Annotated in this window: 18 protein-coding genes and 8 pseudogenes; 12 read left to right on the forward strand and 14 right to left on the reverse strand. The window is 36.2% G+C overall.

Annotated elements, in window-relative coordinates; translation table 11 throughout:
- Positions 1–84: 84 nt before the first annotated feature.
- The 6 genes and pseudogenes from AAZO_RS22060 to AAZO_RS39885 form a co-directional block, all read right to left on the reverse strand.
- Positions 85–2,594, reverse strand: a pseudogene (locus tag AAZO_RS22060) (peptidase U32 family protein).
- A 75-nt stretch (positions 2,595–2,669) separates the two neighbouring features.
- Complete coding sequence (locus AAZO_RS39865; RefSeq protein ID WP_228371360.1) at positions 2,670–2,822, reverse strand: hypothetical protein; 153 nt, start codon at positions 2,820–2,822, stop codon at positions 2,670–2,672.
- Between the two features lie 377 nt (positions 2,823–3,199).
- Positions 3,200–3,415: a hypothetical protein gene (locus AAZO_RS39870; protein ID WP_228371361.1), complete on the reverse strand. Its 216-nt coding sequence runs from the start codon at positions 3,413–3,415 to the stop codon at positions 3,200–3,202.
- A complete protein-coding gene (locus AAZO_RS39875; RefSeq protein ID WP_228371362.1) occupies positions 3,399–3,659 on the reverse strand; it encodes a hypothetical protein in 261 nt (86 codons plus the stop codon). The genes AAZO_RS39870 and AAZO_RS39875 overlap by 17 nt, the downstream gene beginning before the upstream one ends.
- 8 nt (positions 3,660–3,667) lie before the next feature.
- A complete protein-coding gene (locus tag AAZO_RS39880; RefSeq protein ID WP_228371363.1) occupies positions 3,668–3,970 on the reverse strand; it encodes a hypothetical protein in 303 nt (100 codons plus the stop codon).
- A gap of 262 nt (positions 3,971–4,232) precedes the next feature.
- Positions 4,233–4,400: a hypothetical protein gene (locus AAZO_RS39885; protein ID WP_228371364.1), complete on the reverse strand. Its 168-nt coding sequence runs from the start codon at positions 4,398–4,400 to the stop codon at positions 4,233–4,235.
- 322 nt (positions 4,401–4,722) lie between these two features.
- Between AAZO_RS39885 and AAZO_RS31900 the strand changes: the two are divergent.
- The 3 genes and pseudogenes from AAZO_RS31900 (at position 4,723) to AAZO_RS41785 (ending at position 6,376) form a co-directional block, all read left to right on the forward strand.
- Positions 4,723–5,688: pseudogene (locus AAZO_RS31900) on the forward strand (IS701 family transposase).
- Between the two features lie 234 nt (positions 5,689–5,922).
- On the forward strand, positions 5,923–6,147 hold the full coding sequence (locus AAZO_RS41780) for a BsuBI/PstI family type II restriction endonuclease (RefSeq protein ID WP_266889717.1): 225 nt from the start codon (positions 5,923–5,925) through the stop codon (positions 6,145–6,147).
- On the forward strand, positions 6,086–6,376 hold the full coding sequence (locus tag AAZO_RS41785) for a BsuBI/PstI family type II restriction endonuclease (protein ID WP_266889720.1): 291 nt from the start codon (positions 6,086–6,088) through the stop codon (positions 6,374–6,376). The genes AAZO_RS41780 and AAZO_RS41785 overlap by 62 nt, the downstream gene beginning before the upstream one ends.
- A 21-nt stretch (positions 6,377–6,397) precedes the next feature.
- On the opposite strand, the gene AAZO_RS22090 is transcribed toward AAZO_RS41785, so the two are convergent.
- The 4 genes from AAZO_RS22090 to AAZO_RS22105 all read right to left on the reverse strand — a co-directional run bounded on the left by AAZO_RS22090 (position 6,398) and on the right by AAZO_RS22105 (position 10,768).
- A complete protein-coding gene (locus tag AAZO_RS22090; protein ID WP_013192875.1) occupies positions 6,398–7,195 on the reverse strand; it encodes a Tab2/Atab2 family RNA-binding protein in 798 nt (265 codons plus the stop codon).
- A 532-nt stretch (positions 7,196–7,727) separates the two neighbouring features.
- A complete protein-coding gene (fghA, locus tag AAZO_RS22095) occupies positions 7,728–8,579 on the reverse strand; it encodes an S-formylglutathione hydrolase (RefSeq protein WP_013192876.1) in 852 nt (283 codons plus the stop codon).
- A gap of 102 nt (positions 8,580–8,681) precedes the next feature.
- Positions 8,682–9,791 carry an S-(hydroxymethyl)glutathione dehydrogenase/class III alcohol dehydrogenase gene (locus AAZO_RS22100; protein WP_013192877.1) on the reverse strand — a complete coding sequence of 370 codons (1,110 nt, stop codon included), beginning with the start codon at positions 9,789–9,791 and terminating at the stop codon, positions 8,682–8,684.
- 344 nt (positions 9,792–10,135) lie between these two features.
- Complete coding sequence (locus tag AAZO_RS22105; RefSeq protein WP_338026967.1) at positions 10,136–10,768, reverse strand: type I glutamate--ammonia ligase; 633 nt, start codon at positions 10,766–10,768, stop codon at positions 10,136–10,138.
- A 362-nt stretch (positions 10,769–11,130) separates the two neighbouring features.
- Between AAZO_RS22105 and AAZO_RS22110 the strand changes: the two genes are divergently transcribed.
- From AAZO_RS22110 to AAZO_RS32975, 5 genes and pseudogenes are all read left to right on the forward strand, one after another.
- Positions 11,131–12,360, forward strand: a complete 1,230-nt coding sequence (locus AAZO_RS22110) for a damage-control phosphatase ARMT1 family protein (RefSeq protein WP_013192878.1) — start codon at positions 11,131–11,133, stop codon at positions 12,358–12,360.
- A 33-nt stretch (positions 12,361–12,393) separates the two neighbouring features.
- Positions 12,394–12,594, forward strand: a pseudogene (locus tag AAZO_RS32970) (metallophosphoesterase); the annotation flags it as partial.
- Between the two features lie 86 nt (positions 12,595–12,680).
- A pseudogene (locus AAZO_RS31920) lies at positions 12,681–14,168 on the forward strand (IS1380 family transposase).
- 268 nt (positions 14,169–14,436) lie between these two features.
- Positions 14,437–15,807 (forward strand): annotated as a pseudogene (locus tag AAZO_RS22130) (metallophosphoesterase); the annotation flags it as partial.
- Positions 15,808–15,833: 26 nt separating this feature from the next.
- Positions 15,834–16,238 (forward strand): annotated as a pseudogene (locus tag AAZO_RS32975) (class I SAM-dependent methyltransferase); the annotation flags it as partial.
- Positions 16,239–16,705: 467 nt separating this feature from the next.
- On the opposite strand, the gene AAZO_RS22140 reads toward AAZO_RS32975, so the two are convergent.
- The 4 genes and pseudogenes from AAZO_RS22140 to AAZO_RS44225 all read right to left on the reverse strand — a co-directional run bounded on the left by AAZO_RS22140 (position 16,706) and on the right by AAZO_RS44225 (position 19,222).
- A complete protein-coding gene (locus tag AAZO_RS22140) occupies positions 16,706–16,987 on the reverse strand; it encodes a hypothetical protein (RefSeq protein ID WP_013192879.1) in 282 nt (93 codons plus the stop codon).
- Positions 16,988–16,995: 8 nt separating this feature from the next.
- Positions 16,996–17,385, reverse strand: a pseudogene (locus tag AAZO_RS22145) (VOC family protein); the annotation flags it as partial.
- Between the two features lie 23 nt (positions 17,386–17,408).
- Positions 17,409–17,600 carry a C4-dicarboxylate ABC transporter gene (locus AAZO_RS39895; protein ID WP_081462862.1) on the reverse strand — a complete coding sequence of 64 codons (192 nt, stop codon included), beginning with the start codon at positions 17,598–17,600 and terminating at the stop codon, positions 17,409–17,411.
- 109 nt (positions 17,601–17,709) lie between these two features.
- Positions 17,710–19,222: pseudogene (locus tag AAZO_RS44225) on the reverse strand (IS1634 family transposase).
- 609 nt (positions 19,223–19,831) lie between these two features.
- Between AAZO_RS44225 and AAZO_RS22165 the strand changes: the two are divergent.
- The 4 genes from AAZO_RS22165 (at position 19,832) to AAZO_RS22175 (ending at position 22,025) form a co-directional block, all read left to right on the forward strand.
- Positions 19,832–20,149: a hypothetical protein gene (locus tag AAZO_RS22165; RefSeq protein ID WP_013192881.1), complete on the forward strand. Its 318-nt coding sequence runs from the start codon at positions 19,832–19,834 to the stop codon at positions 20,147–20,149.
- A 10-nt stretch (positions 20,150–20,159) separates the two neighbouring features.
- Positions 20,160–20,570: a hypothetical protein gene (locus AAZO_RS27655; RefSeq protein ID WP_049790904.1), complete on the forward strand. Its 411-nt coding sequence runs from the start codon at positions 20,160–20,162 to the stop codon at positions 20,568–20,570.
- 336 nt (positions 20,571–20,906) lie between these two features.
- Positions 20,907–21,230 (forward strand): hypothetical protein, encoded by a 324-nt coding sequence (locus tag AAZO_RS27660; protein WP_049790905.1) that lies wholly within the window; start codon positions 20,907–20,909, stop codon positions 21,228–21,230.
- Positions 21,231–21,824: 594 nt separating this feature from the next.
- Entirely contained in the window at positions 21,825–22,025 is a 201-nt protein-coding gene (locus AAZO_RS22175; protein ID WP_013192882.1) for a type II toxin-antitoxin system Phd/YefM family antitoxin, read from the forward strand.
- Positions 22,026–22,061: the final 36 nt, after the last annotated feature.

A 22,061-nucleotide genomic window follows, 5' to 3' on the forward strand; every position in this document is an offset into this window, starting at 1 on the left:
ACAAAAATTGTAACACTACTTATAGCAGGTTAGCTACATCATACTCAATGCACCACGAGCTACACCTAGTTAATTTTGTAACTTCTATTTTCGCCAAAGTTGAGAACCTGTGATTTCTCCTTGCAAAAGTTGTTGATAATAATGGATTGTTTTGGTAACTTGTTCTGGTATTTCGTTGAGAAATTTAATTCTGAAATATTGTAACCCCAAACTAATTAATCTCTGCACATATTCCGCACCAGTTTCTGCAGTCCCGTTATATATAGTGTTTCGACATCCTGCCTCTGCTTTGAGGATGTGTTCACTACCTACTCTGTCTCTAATTTTAACTTCCTGTTTTTCGCAAGGTCTACCGCAGTTAGTGTAATCTGTTCCTTCAGATAGGAAAGGGCAAAACATGCAGTATTCCATGTGAAACATTGGTATATATTGATGTATTTTTACTTCGAAACGTTGTGGTGGGTAATTTGTAATTAAATCTTCGAGTTGGTTAATATTTAAGTCGTAGGATGCTGTTAATCTTTCTAAATTAAACCGTTATTTCAAGTAATATGTGGTTAAGGGGTTAGCAATATTTAAAGAGAAATCAGCAATACATCTTTCATTGGCACAATATTCTAAGTGGTCATAATTTTTGATTAAATAACCATCAGCTTTAGCATCTTTCACTTGTTTGAAAATCCAAGTTTATCCAGGTTTATATATCCGAGGTTGTGCTACAAAGATACTGGGGACTGGGGACTGGGGACTGGGGACTGGGGACTGAGTTTATTGCAGAATGTCTCCATTCTGTGAATATTTTTACTGCTTCTCGATAGTTGCGGGGGTTTTCAAATTCATAGTATATGGTTTTAATATCTGCTTGTAATGCTACTTTGACTTGGTTGATGTTTCTGACTAAAACAATCAGGGAAGGAGAAGCATAACCTGGAGAAGATTGAGGTGTAATGAAATCTTGCCATTTCCCATGATGATTTAATTGCCAAAATTTGGGTTTACTTCTTAATACTTCTAAGTGGGTGACAATTTACCGACGCATTTTCTTGAATTCGCTGACGGGTAACATAGCATTAAAATTGATGTTATTTGTGATAGTTCCTAAGCAAAAAGCTGTGTTACCTAAACGTCCTAATTGTTGTTTTAGTTTTTCTGTGGTCAGGGGTTTAGTGTGTGCTTAAACCAGCAAGATTTCTGATTATACTTTAACTAAAGTACCAAATTCATCACGAGCAACAGCTATTAATTTGTCTCCAATTTTACCATAAAAAAAAGTCTATATTAATAGGTATTGTAAATTGGGGATGTTCTCCCTCATAACTTTGACGGATTTGTTTATCTAGTTCTGGCTCACTAGTTGTCCAAACTTCCAAACTTTATTACCTTTATAAATTTTTATAAATCCAAATCATCTCTACCAAAAGTTAAAATTACCTCGTTTCCTTCTTCTACAACCCCATATATCCTTCCACCTTCTTCTCGCATGGGTGTCCACAGTCAAACATGACACCATCACCAGGTTTCCCAGGTGCTGCCAATTTTACTGTTATTTGTTCATTTCTAACGCGGGTAACTTCCCCTAAATAAACACCGCGTTCTTTACCAAATCTTGCGTGAACTAATTCTTGATTATTAATCCCCTCAAACCAACCAGTATACAGTCCATGAGAAAATACCATTTCTAAATTATATTTATCTTTATTTCCATTAGACACAAGTTGTAGAGACTTTGTCTGTAAATTTTCTAAATTAATTGTTGCTATTTTATCCAACGCTTTTGGATAAACTTGAGTCACATTGGCAACATATTCCGGTGTTTATAATCTTCCTTGAATTTTTAAAGAAGTGACCCCAGATTTAACCAATTCCGGTAAAACTTGTAAAACAGATAAATCTTGAGGACTAAGTAAATATGTCCGATTACCTAAATCAACAACTTCACCATCTGCCATTAAATCATAAGGCATTCTACAAGCTTGATCCCATTCTCCCCCATGTGCAGAACCTCCTCCTAATGCTTCCCTGGTTAAACATTGTCCAGAATATGCAACATGAAAAGCACCATGCACGAAAACTTATAAAGGTAAAACGGCATCTTTTTGAGATATTTGTTGTTGAATTTTATTAATTTCTTTAATAGAACATTCTCGTGCTAAAACTACTAATTGACATCCCAAAGATTCGGAAAATTCTACCCCCGCAGCACTAGTAATAGTGATCTGGGTTGAAGCATGAATGGGAAACTTTGGAGAAAGATGACGAATTAAACGACAAATGCCAATATCTTGAACAATGACAGCATCAACACCAGCAGAAATGATTGTTTTGAGGTATTGCTGCGCTTGGGTAAGTTCCTGGGGAAGAATCAGGGTATTTAAGGTGATATATCCTTTGACTCCCGGCAGGTGCAGCAATTCCATTAATTCTGGTAAATCTTCTTCGGTGAAATTCTCAGCCCTCATTCTTGCGTTAAACTTATCTAAACCAAAATAAATCGCATCTGCACCATTTTCTACTGGTGCTTGAGCGCATTCGCAGTTACCCGCAGGTGCTAGGAGTTCGGGGAGTTTGATTTTTGGTGTGGTGGTGCTTGTCATTTCGGTTAGTCGGGGTTTACCTCAGCTTATAGATTTTATCTAAATTGGGGGGGTGGTTAGGGAAAAATAACACAGCTATAAAGTTTGATGAATACTCTCAACTACCTGTTCAATAAAATCTATTGAATTACCAACCAGTAATTGATCTATAGGCCAGCGATTACCTAAATCTAACGTGGGATCTATATCTGCTTGATGGGCAATTTTGTTTCTACGATCTACAATCACAATAAGTTACTGTTTTATCTGGATAGCTTGTTTAATATTCCCACTGATTTTAATAGCAACTTCATCCTATAATTTTTTATTTGATATGTACCTAATTGCATCAGCAATATTGTCTTGTCTCTGAAAAATTAGTTTGCTGAACTCTTTTGTAATTTCATTTTCTAACCATAAATTGTTATTTTTTTATTTAGACAGGAATTAAACTATAGATATGATGAGAATGCTCTAAAATATCATCCCCATAACTCTGCTGTATTTCACTCTCTATCCAATTAGCAATAAATATCTATAGCTATTGTTCTATCTTCACGCGCACTACCCAGCGAGACTTTAAACCTTGAAAAAGCTGATTGAGTAGCATTGGCGGTAACTGCTGGTTAAGGGCGTGTTCCTCGATGAATTTCCAGCATACCCAATGTTACAACCTCATGAACATAATAATCCAAGGCACTTACACCTAAGACTAGGGCAGATCGTAAAATATCTGAAACATCGAGAGCAGCAGTAGCTTGAGCTTTAATATAGTTATGCAGAGAAATTAAATCCTGAACACGCTGAATACTAATACGAAGTTGATCAAGGGGTGACTGCATAACTCAATGATAGTGCAATAATTTTATCTGCTAAATCGCAAAAAATTTCTCGAAATTCTTCTTGTTTGACTTGAGTTTTTTCTAAAACTGTACCTTGTTGTTTTAATTGTGCCGGCGTGAGGGCATAAACTGGTGTACAGTGTTCTTGTGAATGAGCAATTAAACTATTGAGATCAGAAGTTTTAGTCGTCGTAGAAATACTATTAATACTCACTTCAGTATATAGTGCATTAGGTAACAACAAGTTATTTTTTATAGAGATGTTAGCTTATCAGTAACTATCTTTTCAATTCTTTCTATCCAAGTTTGAAATGCTGTTGTTTCTTTACCTCTAATGATTCTATACTTTTTAAGTATAGGGCCTAAAAATTTTAATTTGAATTCAGGAAATGGATAAGCAACTTCCTTTAATATAGGGTTCACGCGCGCCATCTTTGCCCAAGCACACCAGTTTGGTAGGATTCTAGATAGTGAATCAATTGCGATTACAGAGGAAAAATCAGCAGTAGTAGGCACTGGAAATAAGTCACTTGTCATTAATAAACTTCGATTCATAGATCCTCAACTTGGACTCATATCAACTACAATATAGTCAGTATTAAACTTAATTAGCAGTTTTTTCCAAGAGAGCAGAAATTGCACCTGGCAAGTTTTTAAGTGTTTGAATTGAACCACTTAGTTCTTGTGCAATTCCTAATGTTACTTCTCCTAATATTACTTCGTATTCACCAAAGCCCAGATGACCAGGTAATAAAAATAGACCTTCTTGGCCTTCTATCCAAATACAATCTACCGCTTCAATAGCTCATGGTTCTGACTAAAAAGCCGAAGCCAAACCAGTCTTAATATTGGAATGTGTATTGTAAATGGTTTCTATTCTCGCTTCATCGTCTTCAGATTCTTCTTTTTTTAGAGCCATACCTGTAAGATTACATTGTGAACCAGTATATACAAGGATGACTCTCTTACCTTTTGCAGCAAGCATCCAACCTCAGTTAAAAGTAGTAGTGGTTTTGCTAACACCACCTTTATGGTTGAATAAGGCAACTTTCTTAACCATTGTAATATACTTATAAAAGTATTCATCAGGACTTAGGCAACTAGCACAGGCGATGGGTGAATCTAGGACATCTGTATTAAATAAATCGGATATGGAAAGCTTTATCAACCCATAAGAAGTAGCTGTAATAGGAAAGATTATTCAAATATTCATGAGAAAATAGGTAGGAGATTGTATTAGATAAATGTTGCTGACGGTAATGAGATTTACTAAACTTGATTACTGCCAACACTTATGAACTAGTCAAATTAATTATACAATTACTAATTTAGCAGAGCATTTAGAAAGTATTAGCCATGATGCAATTAACTATTATTTAAAAACCGAAAAGTTAACATCTCGTTTACTATAGGATAAGGTGAAAGAGGTAGTAGAACCTGATGGTAATGGGTACATCATATTTGATGATAGTGTTTTACACGAAAGATATTCTGAAGAAATAGAGATGGTGAGGAGACAATATAGTGGTAATGAACATGGCATACTCAAAGGAATTGGTGTAGTCAGTTGTGTATATGTGAATCCTAAAGTTCAAAGATTTGGGGTAATAGATTACCGAATTTTTAATCCTGATGTGGATGGTAAAACCAAGATAGACCATGTGAAAGATATGCTGCAAAACCTGGTGTATCATCAGCTTTTCCCATTTAATACTGTTCTGATGGACACATGGTAAGCACTAAACAGTCTCATGCTGTATATTGATAGCTTAGACAAAATTTATTATTGCCCTTTAAAAAAGAATCGGTTAGTTGATGATACATTTGCCAAAGAAAAAGATAAACCTATTGAATTATGAGAATGGAGTACTGAAGAGTTAGAATGTGGTAAAATTATAAAAATTAAAGGGTTTCCCGCTCAGAAAAAAGTGAAACTATTCCGGGTTGCTGTTTCTACCAACAGAACGGATTATGTCGCTACTAACGATTTATGTCAAAGTTCTACGAATGTTGTACAAGAGGTGTGTAAAATTCGTTGGAAAATCGAGGAGTTTCACCGAGAGATTAAACAAATAAGTGGCATTGAATCTTGTCAATGTCGTAAAGCTAGGCTTAAAAGAAATCATATTGCTTGTGCAATGTTGGTTTGGATTAGATTAAAGAATTTAGCCTATCAAACTGGTCAAACTGTTTATCAAAACAAGCATAGATTCCTTTCTAATTATTTAATTCAGCAACTAAAACGCCCAAGTCTTCCTATGTGCTTGGTTTGAGTTCAATTGTTCCGTGCCAGGGCTACATCCCGCCCGCTATTTGTGCCAGTTGCGTCAGTCCTGTTCATTAAGAACCTGTATTAATTATACCATTATTTTTATCAACTTGCACTCAATAATTTGAATTAATATTTTAACCAAATTTCAAATAAATAAATTGTGTCTTTAACAGTTTTGGCAAACTAGAAAATATCTCCATATCGAATGCTTATAAATAACATGAAATCAATTACAATGTCACCAGGTGGACAAAATATTTTAATCGAGAAAATAATTAATCATTTTCGTGACCAATTTTCACCTAATGGCAAAATAATCTATGTTAGTGATACAGATGAAAAATTTGCATATTTTGATGAGCCAGCATTGTTAGAATTAGGAATTAGAATTGGCATCCATGGTAAAATGCCCAGATGTCATAATGCATTTTCAACCTCAAAATTGGTTAGTTTTAATTGAAGCTGTGACATCACATTGTCCAATAGATGCCAAACGCAAAACTGAACTCCAAAGTATATTCCAAGACTGTAAAATACCACTGGTTATGCTGACAGCTTTCCTTAACCGTAAAGCAATGAAAGAATATTTACCAGAAATGTCTTGGGAAACTGGTGTATGGGTAGCACAAGATGCAACTCATTTGATTCATTTCAATGGGGAACATCTTTTGCAAGCTTATCAGGTATAGATATATAGGAGGTGACATTTTTTAATCTTCCCCTCCCAACAACCAAAAACCACTGTAAGTCATCCTCGAATCATCAGGTTGCACCAATAAAAAATGCAATCCTTTGCTTACTTGTTTTCGCTGTGTATATACCTTAGCTGCTGCTGCAACTTCGTCATCGTCAAAAGTCGCCAAAATCCATCTATCTGCTAAACCAGCGTCTAAAATTAAACCATCTGGCGTACCTGCAATATAATTTAAACTGACAGCATTAGCTTCTTGTAACCATTTTGCCAAACGCATAGATTGCCGTCCACCATAAATTACCACACCGGGAATACGAACTGTAGAGGCTAGACCCAAATTTATCGGTTGCACAAATTCTGGTATTTGCAAAATAGGAATCGGACGGTCTGTGAATTCATCTACAATATCACCTGCGGAAATGTTTGCAAAACGCCACTCTTCTCCCCAGAGGTTTTCCAGTAATGGTTCTGGTGGTAGTTTATCAATTAGTATAGGATATTTCTTTTCTTGCAACCATTGTTTTAACGCTAAAGTGCTACGGGTTGGTTCAATATTAATACCTAAGTTACTTGCCGCAGCACTTATTAAACTCAAAGATTGAGGACGGAATACTTGAATTATATCAGGTAATTTTTCCGCACCTGCTAACTGAAATTGTTCCGTCAGCCAATTTGAATTTGCCTGTGACTGGGGACAGGTAGCGACATACTCAAGTTTACGGGTGGGATCACAAATCAATAACTCCCATAATACCTGTCCTGCTGAATCTCGCAACGGACTACGATAAAAATCAGTTTGCCAAATTAGACTCATGATTAACACTGTGTCTCTGTAGGGTAACTCAGTTTTTAGCACAAAATAGGGTGATTTAAGTCAGGTAATATTATTTAGTCTGATGAATAACTGTTGAATCTGTAGATTTTGTCTATGCCTGTAACTATTAACTTACATAAGTATAAACAATACCCACGGTAAATAAATTTGTTATCTCTAGATTAGAGGTAGATAAATAGATGCTGATTAATTCCCTATAATAATGCCAAAATTAATCGGAGTTGATTCATGAACGCAAAATCAAAAAAACAGAAAAAATCTGACCAGTAAGAGATTACTCCAACTGCCTCTGGTGGTTATCAAACTCCCTTAGAAGAGGATATTCGCAAAACTGGAGATGCTGAAAAAAGTAATGCGAGGGAAACTGCTACACCGGAAGCACCAGGTGAAGATAAAGTAAAAGTAGCGGGTAGTCCTAATCAATGTACTCCATCGCGTTAATAATGCAATACAATTTTGTAGGGGTGGGTAATATCGACTCTACGGAAAAATCGTTTTTTCAATTATTGAATCAATCTATCAATCCTAGATATTTGACATGATGATGAATGTGGTCGGCGATGAAAGTACAGATAAAATAATAACTGTGGTCATAACCTGCTTGATAGCGGAAGTTGAGAGGCTGTTTTATTTTTCCACAAGCTTGTTCAAATACATTAGGTAACAATTGCCCGGTTAAAAATTGATCTGATGTTCCTTGATCAATGAGAATTGAACTATGATATCCTACTTTCTGAACTAATTGACTGGCATCATATTCATGCGACGTTTTCTGATTATTTCCTAAATAAGGACTAAATGCTTTTTGACCCCAGGAACATTCAATGGGTGCAACAATAGGTGCAAAAGCTGATACTGATTTATATAGTTGTGGATTTCTCATGGCACACATTAGCCCCCCATATCCCCCCATTGAATGACCAAAAATGCTGGTTTGATTGGGTTCAGTGGGAAATTTGGTGTTAATTACAGTGGGTAACTCCTGGATGATATAACTATACATTTGAAAGTGCGATCGCCACGGTTCTTCTGTTGCATCTACATAAAAGCCTGCACCTGTTCCTATATCCCATTGATCATTTTTACCTGCAATACCCGTATTTCGGGGACTCGTATCTGGTGCAACTAGCATTAACCCGTATTTAGAAGCCCATTTTTGCGCCCCTGCTTTAATCATAAAATTATCTTCTCTGCAAGTCAAACCGGACAAAAAATAAAGCACTGGTACAGGTTTTTGCGTTGCTTGTGGTGGTTGATAAACTGCAAAACGCATTTCACCGTTAGAGGTAGTAGAGAAATATGAATAAAAGCCGAGTTTACCATCAAAGCATTTATATTCTGATACCAGGTTAATATTAGTCATGGAGTAGTACAGATTGATTTTTTTCAACTAAACACAGAGGCGCAGAGAACAGAGAGAGAAGAAAAACTGATTAACTGAAATATATTGGATTTTTTGTCCCTATTAAAAAGTCACCACACTGCGAATTGATTCCCCTGTGTGCATTAAATCAAAGGCATGATTAATTTGCTCAATGGGCATCACATGAGTGATTAAATCATCAATATTTATCTTCCCAGTCATATATAAATCAACAATTTTCGGCACATCTGTACGCCCTCTTGCGCTACCAAAAGCTGAACCTTTCCAAACGCGCCCAGTTACTAATTGAAATGGACGAGTCCTGATTTCTTGTCCTGCATCTGCCACGCCAATAATTACACTAACACCCCAACCTTTATGACAACATTCTAAAGCCTGACGCATGACATTGACATTGCCAATACATTCAAAAGAATAATCTGCACCACCTTTAGTTAAATCTATCAAATAAGGAACTAAATCACCTTCAATCTCATGGGGATTAACAAAATGTGTCATGCCAAGTTTTTCAGCTAAAGCGCGTTTTTTGGGATTAATATCAACTCCCACAATCATATTTGCGCCTACCATCTTTGCCGCTTGGATAATATTTAAACCAATACCGCCTAAACCGAAAATTACTACATTTGCACCTGCTTCAACTTTAGCTGTATATATAACTGCACCTATACCTGTCGTTACTCCACAGCCAATGTAACAAACTTTATCAAAGGGCGCATCTTCACGAATTTTAGCCACAGCTATTTCTGGTAACACCGTATAATTAGCAAAGGTTGATGTTCCCATGTAGTGATGTATCATTTTGCCACCGATACTAAAACGACTAGTACCATTGGGCATTAAACCCCTGCCTTGAGTAGCGCGAATGGCTTGACAAAGGTTAGTTTTAAAACTAAGACAATATTCACATTCACGACATTCAGGTGTATATAAAGGAATGACATGATCACCGGGTTTAACGCTTTTTACATCAGCCCCCACTTCCACAACCACACCCGCACCTTCATGTCCTAAAATCGCCGGAAATAAACCTTCTGGATCAGCACCAGAAAGCGTATAAGCATCGGTATGACAAACACCGCTGGCTTTAATCTCAACTAATACTTCCCCAGCTTGTGGTCCCTCAAGTTCTACCGTTTCGATGCTTAAGGGCTGAACCACACTATAAGCTACTGCCGCTTTAACTTGCAAAAGATATTCCTCCTGATACCAACTTATCAATGAGTGTATATCAGTAAATGGTTACATAAATTTATATTGTTTTTGTTGATAAATGTAAAGTTTTTTCAGCGCTCCCCTGTCAAATCCCCTATCTGTATAGTAAATTTGTATCTTTACAAGCAAGAGAAACCCCCCCTTGTGGTGGGGCTTTATTTTTTCACTGGAGTTTAGACTAAAGAAGAGTATCTACCCAAACAGGGCATAGGAGTAAATTGTATGTCAAATCATAGCTACCGCTATGAAAATGTATAGGACTCCTATATATATACAAAGTATTTCAGCAGTTATAAAGCATGACTACCGTAGTTCAATATTTATCCGGTTGGGGTTATTTGGACTTGTGACAGGGGACGGATGGGACGGTATGAGTTAGGACTAGGGGTAGTAATTACTACTCGTAGAAATAAGTAATGAAGAATACCAGCAACAAAGGCTCTGGCGACTGAGGATAGACCACATATACCTTGAGAATCTGGAGTAATGTTTTTAGCATCACGCCAGAGGCTAAGATGTAGGTGACAGCCATTACCAGAAGTTTCCGCAAAGATTTTAGGTAAAAAAGATGCAGTTAAATAATGACGATGTGCGAACTGCTTGCAGCAGCGCTTCGCTATCGCTCTCACTGTTTCTCTAAACACAACTTGCCAGTCAGATACTTCTAAAGCTTCTGTGTACCTCATCGATATTTCCTGCTGGCCTGGTCCCGATTCTGTATAATACTCTCCTACGGGTATTCCCTGAATAATTAGAGCATCTGCTACATTATTAATTACCTCTAAGTTGGCATCTATAGAGGCAGTAGCAGCAAATACTGTGGAATCTGCACCGACTATTTCCTCTCTATTCTTTTGTAACAAATAAAACTCGTTCTCAAAAGCTGCCTGAATTTCTAAACCCTCCTTTCTTGCCTCCTCAGTCATCCGTAATAAGAACCCACAGGGACACAAAGCCCAAGGTTAACCTGCCATTATCATGTTACTCAATACACGGGCATGACCGAGAGAATAAGGTAAACGTGTTAGAGTTTACCAATCTGGTACTAAGCGTACATCTCCCACAGGGGTAAGTCCAGAAGCAGTGATCACTGAATCATACATTACAGGGAGAGCCTGTAATCCTTTTTAAAACTGCAAACAATAGATTTTCAAATTGATTTCAGTGACTTATATGAACAAGTTAATTTTACCCAAAATAATGATGAATAACTAATTGACTTTGACAAGATACCCGACTTTTTTAGAAATTCCGAATCTAAACTTCTATAATCAGGTTACAATAAGTAAAAATTAACGGGATATAGCAGTTTTTGGTGAATAAACCTCAAATCCCCAATTTACTACTGCCAGCACCTCTTGTAGGCTCAGATGCTGGTTCTTTCACTGAGTTTACAGTAACTCAAAGGATGCCAGATATTGCTCGTCGTGTAATTGCAGAAAATAAATTTTCTATCGACATAAATCAAAGCTTGGAAGAATTAGCCGCAGAACTACCAAGTGGATATTTACGAACTTTAACCAATGATACTGGTGCAGATTTTCACAACTGGGAGAAATATTTAGAACTCTATAAACATCAGCATTGGGTAGATGTACCTTGGTTTTTTGCGGAAACTTATTTTTATCGTCTGATTCTCAATATTACTAATTACTTCCAACCAGGTGGCTCACAATGTATTGATCCATTTTTATTACAAAAGATTAAAGGTCTAGAAACATCAATCAATTCAATTATTTCTTTATGTACTCCAGTGGAGAAATGGTTAATTCAGTCTCAACAAGAAGGGAAACCCAGTAAGTCATCTCTCATTACTTTATTATATTTTGCATTGTGGGGAAACCGGGTTGATTTAAGTTTATGGTCGGCTTTTGAAGATGACAGAAGTAGTTTTGATATTCAGATTCAATTAAATAATATTTTAATAGATGACTCCTTTGCTGTTACTAAACTATTAACTAAATCCCAGAATAACCGCATTGATTTTGTGATTGATAATGCAGGTTTTGAGTTAACTTGTGATTTGTGTTTGGTAGATTTTCTCTTGGGTGGTGGTTTTACCAATCAGGTTTATCTTCATTTAAAGCCCCATCCAACTTTTGTATCTGATGCGATGGTAAAAGATGTAGTTTATACTAAAGATTTCTTAGTACAAAGTAGCCATCCTCAAGTTCAATCTTTGGGAAAGAGATTAACAGAAAATTTAGCTTCCGGTCGGTTAGTTTTAGCTGAAGATTATTTTTGGACTTCACCTTTAGCGTTTTGGGAAATGCCAATATTACTCAAAGATGAGTTAGCGAAGTCGAATTTAATGATTGTTAAAGGTGATGCTAATTATCGGCGTTTGTTAGGGGATCGCTCTTGGGATTTTACCACAAAATTTGCAGATATAGTTTCTTATTTGCCTGCACCAATGGTAGCTTTACGCACCTTAAAATCAGAAGTTGCTACGGGACTGACAGCTGAAGTTATACTGGAATTAGCAAATACTGATCCTAATTGGTTAACCAATGGACAGTGGGGTGTAATCCAGTTGATAAGTTAAGGTATTTAGTAGATACTTTACCTAATTTCAGCTATGAAATTGATTTCTGAACCATCAGTTCCTATAAAAATCCAAAAGATGAAGCAAAGGGTGCGATGGCAGCATCCTAGCATCTTGCAGCGTGGAATTGACCAAACTGCGATGATTTTAGATGATGGTAAGGAGGCAAGTCCAGATTTTTCATTTATGGTGATAGGTGATAGTGGAACTAAATCCCACTATGGTTGTCCTCCTGGCCCGGATTTCTCACAAAAAGATAAAAAAAGGGGTCAAAGACTGCGGAAATGTATATATAGCAAGCATCTCAGCAGTTGGAAACCATGACCCCATCTTCAACAGATTGTATACCAAAACAGTTGAAATTTGAGCAACAAAAATGGCCGCCAGTGATAGTCAATTTCCAGGGTGGACAAGTAAGAGCAGATGCAGGATTAAGCTTAATTGCTGAAATAGACAGAAAATTGCAAATCACATCACAGTTTGCACAATGTTTCCAAGATTAGCGAAAGCCAAATCGGATTGACCATTCAATAGAGAGCTTAATTAAACAAAGAATATACGGGCTGGTCATGGGGTATGAAGACTTGAATGACCACGAAGAATTACGTCATGACCAGATGTTTGCTATAGCATTAGGAAAAAGGATTAGAGTAGAGAATGAACCTGCAACATTGGCAGGAAAGAGTACATTAAATCCCCTGGAAAATTGTCCTGAAGATGTGGAACAAGGAACAGACAGCGGGTACCATAAAATCGGGCATTCTCCATCAGCAATTGAAAGCTTATTTGTCAAAATATTTCTAGAATCTTACGCCAAAGAACCAAGAGAAATTGTTTTGGATTTAGATGTAACTGATGACTTAGTCCACAGCTATCAGGAGCAAGTTTTCTTGAATACTTATGATGGGGGATACTGCTATGCTCCACTTTATGTTTTCTGTGGAAAACATCTATTAGCAGCCAAACTTCGCCCTTCAAACGTAGACCCAGCATTTGGGGCATTATCAGAAGTACAAAGAGTGATTAAACAAATAGGTCAACAATGGAAGAATGTTGAGATTTTAGTAGGTGGAGATAGTGTTTATTCTAGAGACGATATCATCACATGGTGTGAATCCCACATGGGTGTGGATTATGTTTTTGGATCGGCGCAAAATAGTCGTTTAATTGGGATGACTAGAAAGACTCAAAGTAGAGCATCCCTTGAGTTTGAGGAAAAACTATCAACAGTAGTTTCATTCTTAGAAACTATGTTTAAACCAGATGAAGAACTTGCAGAATTTGCTGGTGACTTGATTAATAACTCAATTTGGTATAAATCGTTAGACTATAAAACTCGTGAATCTTGGAGCCGTAGTCGTCGTGTTATTTTTAAAGTTGAATATGGAGTAAAAGGGACTAATCTTCGTTTTGTTGTAACTTCACTTTCTACTAATAAAGTACCTCCTAGTCAACTATATAGACAAAAATATTGTCAGCGAGGGGAGATGGAAAATCGTTTTAAAGAACAACAATTAGAACTTTTTAGTGCTAGAACAAGCACCCATACATTTGCGGGAAATCAATTAGGTTTATGCTTCTCTTCTATAGCTTAGGTTTTGCTCAATGCCTTGGGTCGAAAATGTTTAGCTAAGACCGAATTACAAAATGCTACTGTTGGGACTATTCGTACCAAATTATTGAAGTTAGGAGCTTTAATTACTGTAAGTACACGTCCCATTTTAATTGCGATTACTAGTTCTTGCCCATACAGACATATCTTTGGTACTGCTCATAGACGCTTAAGAATGCTCACTAATACTGCTTAATTTGAAGTTAAATTGCCTTTTACTTATTTCTAATTAATCAGACTTCGCCCTTGGGTTGATTCAAGTCTTGTTTTGTCATGCTTAATTTTATGAACAGAGCATTTTGATTTTACTACCAATAAAAAGATAGTGACTATTTTAGCATTATAAATGCAATTTTATATTTAATTTATCTCTGCGATTCAATTTTGATTGATGATGTATCAAAATTTAGTCTCACATCAGGTCATGTAAATTTATTTTTTACTGCTTGTGAGAAATCCGGGCTCAACGTCAAGTTGCGGAAATGATTCTGAATAATAGTGATGATTGCCGTTTTGTTTTACATACTGGTGATGTGATTTATGTGGTGGGTTCTCGCGAGTATTATCCGGCTAATTTTATTGAACCTTACCAGGAATTTTTGGTAGGTGGTGAAAATCCCAACAATATTGCTTATGACGAGATGGTTTTTAAGTTACCCATTTTGGCAGTTTTGGGTAATCATGATTACTATGATGTACCTTTGATGTATCGGTTTGTGACGGGTGCGACTTTACCTTTGCGCCGAATCTATCACTATAGAGATATTGAAATTGGTTGGCATGGTTCAAATTAAGGAGATGCTTATACAAGAGCATTTATTGATTATTTAGCGGCTCTTGCTGCCAGTGAGTTGGAAAATCATTTAGACTTACATTATACTGTTAAAAGTCATACTGGCGTATGTTTGCGTTATCAACCGGGAAATTTCACCCGCTTACCTAATCGGTATTATACGTTTCGTTATGGTGGAATTGACTTTTTTGCCCTTGATTCTAATACTTTTAATACACCAGAACCTTTACCAGAAAACCAAGCGGGAGATATTTACCGTCGGGAGTTACTACACCGTCGTCAGAAGTTGGAACAAGAAGAGTTGCAAATTTTGGCAGAGTGTGAAAAACTTAATTCGGAAAATCCCGCAGAATCTGAATAATTGGCTGATTTGGGTGCTAAGGTAGATCAACTCAATGAAGTCAAGATTGATATTAAAAAGCAATTAGAAACTCATAGAAATGCTGATGTCGATTTTGAACTACTGCAATGGTTACAAAATCGCTTAATTGAATCTTGGCATAATTCAGAAGTGCGGGGACGGGTGATATTTTTTCATCATCCTCCTTATGTGACAGAAGCAACTAAGTGGCATCAAGGACAGACTTTAGCTGTACGTCATCGTTTACGGCGAGTATTTGAAAAAGTGGCGGGAAACTTCTTGGGTAATATGACTGAAGGTAGACTGCTGGTAGACATGATTTTTAACGGTCACGCACATTGTTTGGAATATCTGCGGACAGTGAACACAGGATATGCTGATTCTTACATTAACTATATTGTCTGTGGTGGAAGTGGTCGTCGTCCCCGTCGTCAACGACAGGAAGGAACAGTACTAGTAAATAGTATCATATGTAATCCTAATAGTTTTACATATAAAGTTGCAGATTTACTGCTTTATGTGGGACGCAGCAGTTACGGTTCCCAGAGGAAAAAGCCTTATTCCTGCGTGCGGGTGGATGTGAAAGCTGGTTTCCCTGCTAAGTTTGTTATTACACCACTAATTACAGAATTAATAGAGGGGAAATGGTGTGATTGCTCTTTAGAATCATTTATAATTTAGTATTCATCCTTCTTCTCACTTGGGGAATATTACTATCTTTCTCCAACCTTCCCACAGCAGCATCTCCCGTTTATGAACAGCAAGAAAATCACAGTTCAGACGGTATCGGTAAATACTACATGGTATGGGAAATTGCCCAAGTAATCGGATATATAGGTGCAGGTTGGTTAGAAAGACCGAACAGAGAAGCAGAAGAAAAACCCAGTCAAATAATCAATCTCCTCAACTTAAAACCTGATGAAGTAGTTGCAGATACTGGTGCTGGTACAGGTTATTTAAGTTTTTTAATAGCACCATTATTACCAGAAGGTAGAGTTTTAGCGGTTGATATTCAGCCAGAAATGTTAGAAATAATGGAGTCTTTTAAACAAGAGAAAAATATCAATAATATTGAACCAATTTTAGCAATCATGGTAGATGCTTATCATGAATAGACCTATTGCAAAATTGTTTCTGTGGTATGTAGAGAGTTTTAGATTTTATGTATTTTTGGTGTTCTTTGGGCTCGCTAATTCAAACCTAACCCTGTAACTCTAACTTTTGGCTAAAACAAAGAAAACCCCCATTGTAACATAAAATTAATTCTGCAAGAGGTCTAATTAGCATATCCTCAAGAAGTAATGACAGAAATAGTGAAAGCCTTAAAACTAGGTGGTACAGTTGTTTTAGTAGAATAGCGTGCTAAAAATCCCTTCATTATGATTAAACATCTCCACAAAATGACTCAAAAACAAGTGAGAAAAGAAATGCAGGCAGTAGGTTTAGTTTTTCAAGAAACAAAAAACATATTACCACAATAGCATTTTATAGTATTTCAAAAATCCCTGATAATTTCCGCAGCACACAGATAAATCATCTGCATTTATCTGCGGCTAATTACCTCTTAATATCGCTCATATTATTGAACATGCGGAATCAAACTAGGGTTTTTAGCTGCACCATCCCAAACAATCCAGTTGATATTATCATCCAAATCAACCGCATTATTGGTAACTTTAAAGTACAGCTTTCCTCCTCCTTTAACTTCCACAGCAAAATCACATTTTTGGGCATAGACAACAATAAAACCCCTATCGCGTAAACAATACATCGCCCAATTTTTCAAAGATTGCTTATAGGGTTCGTGAGGAATTGGTGGGTTAGTAATTACGTCTTCAATAACTTTTAAAACTTTTTCCATTTTCCCACTTAATGAGGAGCACAACGAATTTCAATCATAAACCCATCAGGGTCATAAAAGTACACACCTCTACCTGTAGAACGAGTAACTGGTCCGTGTGCAATTACTAAATTATTTTCTCTGAGCGCGGATACAGCTTGATCAAATAATTCTGCCTCAATATCAAACGCCAAATGGTAAGCTCTAGTAAAGGACTTACTGGGGTCAGGGTCTGGTGGGAATAATTCCGGTTCTCCAAATAAGTCTAATATCGTTCCATCAGGAGTGACAAAATTAGTGATTTTTCCAACATTTACAAGTTCTACTAAAGTTGCTGGTACTTCCTCTCCTGTGAGTTCGTGTAAACCTAAGATATGACCATAAAAATACCGAGATGCTTGCATATTGCGGACATTTAACCCATATTCCGCACCATAAAGTGCTACAGAGAGAAATTACGGAGAGAAAAAATCCAAGGGAGCATAAAAAGAAACATATGCAGTGATAAAAGGCATTGGAGAAACAGTAAAGCACCAAAAATAGCATCAAAAGCTATTCTCAATAAGGAGCAATAAGAAAGAACACCGCCCAGAGGACTCAACAGATAAATGAAGATATTCAAGAGATAAATCATAATTTAGACTAATAGATTCAAGTAAAAAAATAAATTCTAGTAAAATAGAGCTATAAATCAAAGAGATTAGGTTATTTTCTGATATTAATTAAATTAATAGAGAGAAAAATTAGGTAAGTAATTGATAGTAGGGAAAACAATAATCTGCTAAAAGATTGGCAATAAAATCTCTCTCTTGAGTCCAGTTAGAGATGTGTTTTTCTTGGTTAAGTATAACTATATGAAGAAACTCAAAGCATGGAAAAATACAGCGTAAAGTGGGGCGGTCAGTTGGTTTGCCCAATTGATTTTTTACTGTTGATTTAGACTCTCTCAAAGGGGTTCTAATTTGTCGTTGCGCTAAAGTATAAACCAGCAGACATAAACCCATAATCATTCCCAGGGACTCTATTCTCTCTGGACTTCTTAGGAAAATACTGTCTGCGAAAAATAAACGCCCTGCCCTCAGAAATTCTGTATTAATTTTACTTTCATTCTGGGAGGATGTAGCTGATATTTCAGAGGATATCTCTCCTGAACTATCTTTTTTCTTAGATTTGAGTTAAGTAACTTTAATCTGGTTAATTTGGTGATATTTAAATTGTTTGAATAGTGTAGATAACCCCTTGATAGCATCAGCTTCACAAGCAAATTTTTCTGGTGATAACTTTTTCAAATCTTGCACAGCTTTTGATTGTGCCTTGGTAATTTTTTGTGAGAGTTTACCCAGCTCTAATTCTCTTCTTTCTTGATTTTGCACTACTAACCATCTTTGTTCTATTCCTGGATAATTTACTGTTTTTGAAGCTAGTTTACATCCGGGTAAGTTACTATCAACCAATTCTGGTTCTGGTAATTTTGATATTAATCATTGTGCTGATTTTACGCTTAATGGCACTGGACATAACCAGCTTAAATCTGACATCATTTTCAGATTTGATTCTGTATATAAGGCCCAGTCTGCTACTATGAGACTGTTAACTTTTAACTGTTTTTGGTACTCTACTGCTATTTTACCAAAGCATGATGAATCTGCTTGGTTTCCCGATGCTAGTTTTAAAAATATATATTGGTATGTCTCCATCTCCTGAACATATCATTTCTATGATGAACTGTTTTAACTCCGGTCTATGGTCACCAGAATAACCGTAGGTGATGGTTATTTCTTTTGGTGATTTTACTGCTAATTCTTCTAGTTCTTGATTATTTCCTACTTTTTGACTCTCAAATATTACTTCTGGTAAGCTGGTATTATATTGCCCATGTACGTCCATTTATGATGAGTCTAGATGGCCTGCTCATAGGGATACTCCAAATTTTTGGGCTGCTTTTAAGGCGACAATAAAAAATATTCTATCCAATCCTTTTATAAATAGTTCATCCATGACTCTCCCCAGTTTATCGTCCTTGAGATATTCTGGTTTTACTCCTGCTCCTATTAGATGCTCACAGGGGATTGTTTCAAAATACTGGGGAAACATATATAACGGTTTCTATACAAATCCTAACCCGTTGATTATCATGGGTTTTACTACATCACCCGGACTTACGTTCTCTCCAATTTCAAGGATTATTTCTACTACTCCTATGGCGTCTATTATTCCTGCTACTATGCCTAAATGGTCTAGGTTTTGAATTTCCATTTTTTGAAGCTTTGATTTCACAAAAGAATTATCCACAACTCCTGTTGTGATTCAATCATTTCTTCTTCTGTTCTAATTTAATTTTTAAATCATTAAATTTTCTTTTCTTTTATCTTCTTTACAAAACTTTATTCTCTCACTCTATTGCCATTTTAATGATACTATTCTCATCAAGCCTTTTCTTCCTTGAAGGAGCTTCAGTTCTTGTGTACTACTTTACCAGCTTCTTTTGATGTGTGACAGTTAGGGTGGGGAAGGTGGGATTTAAAGCGATATGATGGACTTTTCGTAGGTAGCAGGTGGGAATAGTATTGTTAGAAATCATTTTTAACAATTCAAAAGACATGAAGAATTAAGAGTTGTTTCATACAGTCTAACGCAAGCAAATGTCTGAATACCAGTATATTTGCGTTAAGATGATACTAGAGGGGGAAACATTCTACTATGACTAAACTTGACAATGATCAATGATCAGGAATTCCTTCATCGTGCTGGGTTTTTACGGCTAATTGATCATGGAGAACAGATAACAATCACTCACTTATCCTGGATACACCCATCAATTTACTTGGTTGATACTGGTAACAGTAAGTTAAGTCAGCTATTCTGTTGAAAGTTTCTAAGAAACCGAAATCTGCATGGTCTTTCACCTTAAGCAATCAGGAAGAGTCAGCCTTAGAGATTTTACCCAGTAAATATGATGGGAGTTCACTTTTTTTAGCCCTCATCTGTCATGAAGATGGTATCTGCTGCATACCACAAAAACGCCTTTGGAGTGTATTAGACACAGATATATGTATTGCTGGTCAGCATATATCTGTGTCTCGCAAACCACATGGTAGTTATCATGTAAGTGAACCTGGTAGACAGAAAATGGAGCAAACAGTGCCTCACAATGACTGGCCTCGTGTACTTTTTTCCAAATAGGATAAAATCGATGAGTAACATAGATATTGCAACTGATGGATATTGTAGAAATCAGCTTATTGAGAGAGTTAAAAGTAAAATTGGGGATACAGCAGGAGAACAATTAAAACAAACTGCTGTTGAAGTGGTTCAGAATTGTGTTGATGTCTACTCCAAAACTTTCGGATTTGGTGATGTTGGTGCTAATGGTACAGGAGTTGTTAATAAATCTCATAAGGGAAAAATAGCCGATTGTACTACCGGATTAATCTACGGCAAAGTTCAAAGTAGTAAAACTAATACCACCATTACTACATTAGCACTTGCTGGGCCTAATCATTTCCGTTGTTTTATTGTATTAAGTTCAAATAATACTTGGTTTGGCAAAAAAACTGCTGATCGTTTTGCCAATCAACTTATAAGGTGGTCCTGTTGTTTTTAATTGGGAACAATGGAGAAATGATCCAGAAGAATTTCCTACTAATCAATTACTTGACTACATACAACATACTGGTGTTGTTTCAGTATCTACCAAAGACGTAACTCATTTAGATAAGTTATTGAAAGTTATCAAATCTTCTCGTCCTAGTAGTGTACCTACTCTTATATTTGATGATGAAGCTGATAATGCTAGTCCAAATACTAACGAGGCTCAACAAGCAAAAAAGGAAAATACGTAGTTCCAGATAGTGCAATTTTCGATGAAATAGGTAACCTTAGGAAGGAAGTAGCTAATCATGTCTATCTACAGATTACTGCAACTCCTCAAGGCCTATTATTGCAAAGTTTAGATCATCCCTGCAAACCTGTTTTTTGTTCTGCCATCCCTAAACATGGAAATGGTTACATTGGAGGAGGTTTATTTTTTGTAGATGATAGTAAATACTGCTGTACAAAAGTTGATATAGAAGAACTAGAGCAACTAAAGAAACAGGGTAGAAAGATAAATCCTGGAAATAATTGGGATATTTATCCTGGACTTAGACTAGCTTTATGCTGTTTCTTCTTGGGTTCAATATATAAGATACAAACTGCAAATCATCCAGATGCTAAATACTCCTTCCTAGCCTATATTTACCATAAAGGTATCACTCACTCATAGCACTTTAGAGAAGGTTATCCGCAGTTTTGTTATAGAAATTCATAAGGCTATGTAAACCTAAAATTGATTATCCAGATATTCCTACCTTTTTACTTTACTATTCAAAAGGTGGGAAGAAACAACTTTGGGATGGGCAACCACTCTATCTGCCAACATTAATTCTACCTAAAAGTAAATTGTTCTTCATGTTCAATTATTCTGATAAACCTGAAGAAATAGACGATACCCCATTAGAATAATACTAAGCAAGTAATTCAAAAGCAGCAATTAATCAAAATGGTGGTTTATGCTGTCATTAACCTACCCAGAAAATTGATTCACATTATGATGCTATTTGGGAATATGCAATATACTAAATAGCAACTAGATCTTATGGCTCTCCTAGACTTGCTATGTTAAATTAATACTTAATACGAGATTAAATTGATTAGAGAGCAAGGGAACCAATACAATTAAATTGTATTTTTATTAAATCTTTTGTTTTGTATGGATAAAACCTTATCATATAAATGTTCTCAGCCATTTTTATGTATTAATTTATCATATCCAAACTGGGAGAGCCCATTTTATTTCATTGATTCTGAAGTGATAAATATGCATATATATACTATAGCTGAAGCATCTCAAAAGTTATCTAACTTGACTGAAGAACCACTTAAAGGTGAAGAAATTATTATCATGAAAGGTAATAAACCTGCTGTAAAATTAACACCAGTATTCCCAGTTAAAATTCGTCCTAAATCTGGTAGTGCGAAGGGAATAGTAACAATGGCTGATGATTTTGATGAACATTAGATTCCCGACTTCTGACCTCAGTTCAGGATCTATTTA

This window comes from 'Nostoc azollae' 0708, from assembly GCF_000196515.1.
GTDB lineage: Bacteria > Cyanobacteriota > Cyanobacteriia > Cyanobacteriales > Nostocaceae > Trichormus_B > Trichormus_B azollae.

What these genes read in the sequence shown, in the direction of transcription:
- AAZO_RS39870 (WP_228371361.1), bottom strand. Translation starts at nt 3,415, where the DNA reads ATGCAGTCACCCCTTGATCAACTTCGTATTAGTATTCAGCGTGTTCAG.
- AAZO_RS39880 (WP_228371363.1), bottom strand. Translation starts at nt 3,970, where the DNA reads ATGAATCGAAGTTTATTAATGACAAGTGACTTATTTCCAGTGCCTACT.
- AAZO_RS39885 (WP_228371364.1), bottom strand. Translation starts at nt 4,400, where the DNA reads ATGCTTGCTGCAAAAGGTAAGAGAGTCATCCTTGTATATACTGGTTCA.
- AAZO_RS41780 (WP_266889717.1), top strand. Translation starts at nt 5,923, where the DNA reads ATGTCACCAGGTGGACAAAATATTTTAATCGAGAAAATAATTAATCAT.
- AAZO_RS41785 (WP_266889720.1), top strand. Translation starts at nt 6,086, where the DNA reads ATGGTAAAATGCCCAGATGTCATAATGCATTTTCAACCTCAAAATTGG.
- AAZO_RS22090 (WP_013192875.1), bottom strand. Translation starts at nt 7,195, where the DNA reads ATGAGTCTAATTTGGCAAACTGATTTTTATCGTAGTCCGTTGCGAGAT.
- fghA (WP_013192876.1), bottom strand. Translation starts at nt 8,579, where the DNA reads ATGACTAATATTAACCTGGTATCAGAATATAAATGCTTTGATGGTAAA.
- AAZO_RS22140 (WP_013192879.1), bottom strand. Translation starts at nt 16,987, where the DNA reads ATGGAAAAAGTTTTAAAAGTTATTGAAGACGTAATTACTAACCCACCA.
- AAZO_RS39895 (WP_081462862.1), bottom strand. Translation starts at nt 17,600, where the DNA reads ATGATTTATCTCTTGAATATCTTCATTTATCTGTTGAGTCCTCTGGGC.
- AAZO_RS27655 (WP_049790904.1), top strand. Translation starts at nt 20,160, where the DNA reads ATGAGTAACATAGATATTGCAACTGATGGATATTGTAGAAATCAGCTT.
- AAZO_RS22175 (WP_013192882.1), top strand. Translation starts at nt 21,825, where the DNA reads ATGCATATATATACTATAGCTGAAGCATCTCAAAAGTTATCTAACTTG.